Origin of the sequence: Acinetobacter sp. YH12099 (genome assembly GCF_013419195.1) — a bacterium.
GTDB classification, from domain to species: domain Bacteria; phylum Pseudomonadota; class Gammaproteobacteria; order Pseudomonadales; family Moraxellaceae; genus Acinetobacter; species Acinetobacter towneri.
This window is the reverse complement of record NZ_VPAP01000050.1, coordinates 1-2,064: the sequence shown is the minus strand read 5'-3', so window position 1 is coordinate 2,064 and position 2,064 is coordinate 1. Positions and strand designations below refer to the sequence as shown.

Genomic DNA, 2,064 nt, shown 5'->3' with positions numbered 1-2,064 from the left:
ATCAACAATACAAAAAATTTCTGTAAAATCGTACATGGTAGTTAGAGCCTTTGGGTTGTGTCGTAACTTTCTAAATGGCTCTAACTACCTTTTTTTCAAGGGCTTTTCTTATCCGTAATTCGGGTTAAATAGTAACCATCGGCACTGTTGTACCAAACCTGATTGGAGCTTGGTACTTTTGGATAAACCACTTCCATTTGGCGTGTGTCTTTATTCCAGATTTTATAACCACTTGGTGAGCTTTCATCCCAAACATGTCGCGCCCCAAAGTGGGGTTGAATCCGAATATGGGTACTGTAACCCGTGTAATGGGTATAACGCGAAATGCTACTGTTGGTTGCACCACCTGACATCGCATCCCAACCATAAGCATATTGTTTCAGGAAGTTAGGCACACCATTTTTGCCATCACCCAAGTTTCGAGTATGCCACGCCAAGTTGCCACGCATTTTATTACGATACGCAATATAGCCCCAACCGCTGTCTGCATGGTGTGCAGCCCAGAACATATTTTCACCTTGTGAACCCGGATAATGCCCAAGACCATAATGATGCCCAATTTCATGGCTAAACTCGTTGCCCACAGGGGCATACAGGGTCAACATACCATTACCGCCACTTAAACCATGCGTTTGATCACCATTTGTATATTTACCTCGTGCATGATGGGCAATTACAGTTTGTGTAAGTTGTGGCTGTTGCTGACTTTGCATAGAGGCACTGGTCACACCCCAGTTGGCTAAGTTAATTCCCACACTAAAGGTCGATTTTGCAGTATTTTCCCGCATGTCCCCCGAATAGACACCACCTTCACCCGCACTTTGGGTATCGTAAATCGTGCCGTTGGCGACCATCACTCGATCTAGCTGAATGTCATCATATTTTGCCACGGTCATTTGTGCCGCAGGAATGGTTTGGAAATAATCGGTACCCGCTTTTTCAGGCTCTAATAACATATAATGCCCGCCCGATTTCGGTGGTGCAGTTAGTAGACCGATACGAATATTATTGAGTACCAATTCACCCGGTGCGGCAAAATCAATTTTTTCTGCTTCGAGTGCACCAGTACGGTTTTTAGAATCGACCAAACGCAGCTTTAAACCGGGACGTACTTCATCCCAATTTAATTTAGCCGACCACGCACGCTTACTATACAACACCTCAGCACGACCATCTTGATTGCTCTGGTCTGAAGCAGGAAGCTGGGTTGGATCAAGTAAAGCAACACGACGTAACAAGCGTTCATTTTGATACACTTCAAGCTGCAAAGTGTCGATATTGTCCATGCCCTGATTTGGTGTAACCAATAATAATGCTTCTTTTTCTGCGGTCAAACGTGGCATTTTTTTCGCCTCGTTACCATTCGGATCAACCACATGCCCTTGAGCAAATTGAATCATTGCCTGAAAATCACCTTCTAAATCATTACGCACTTCACGTGATTCAGAATTGGCGTTGTAATCATAAAACCCAAGTGCCGATTGATTGATGACATCTTGTGTAGGTTCAGGGTAAGGATTAGCCACATTACCCACAGGTGGTTGCTGAGGAATTTCCAATGGTGTTGGATTTTCTTGATTTGAATTCCCAGCGGCATCCCCATCGCCACCACCACATGCAGCAAGCATGGATGATAATATACATACGCTTAATAGACTAAGCGAAAACCGAGTCACACTTTTCATTATTTATTCCACCCCAATGTCAATTTATGACAAAAAATATAAAAATAAACACATATTTTTCAATCACTTGTATTTTTATATTAAATAGATGTATAAAATTATGCAATTCTCAAGTTTCATATCGCTTTATATTTTCAACACAATTTTATTAATTTTTCTTTATAAAAATCAGCGAATTTTTAAAGCAGCACACAGATTGATAGACAATATTTGATCGAGTTTGCGCTCACAACTGCATAAAATGAAGGAAAAAAAGGTAATCCTCCCTAAAAATAATTGAGTTTAAAAGTAGAAAATCGAATAACCTTGATTTAAGGAGATTTTCTATGAAAACATCTAAGTATTCAGACAGCTTGATCATGAGTATCTTGAAGCAAGC

The 2,064-nt window shown here is 40.9% G+C and carries 1 pseudogene; it reads right to left on the bottom strand.

The features are described from left to right. Positions 1 to 125 precede the first annotated feature (125 nt). Positions 126 to 1,685, bottom strand: a pseudogene (locus FTU39_RS13690) (M66 family metalloprotease); the annotation flags it as partial. Between the last annotated feature and the right edge of the window lie 379 nt (positions 1,686 to 2,064).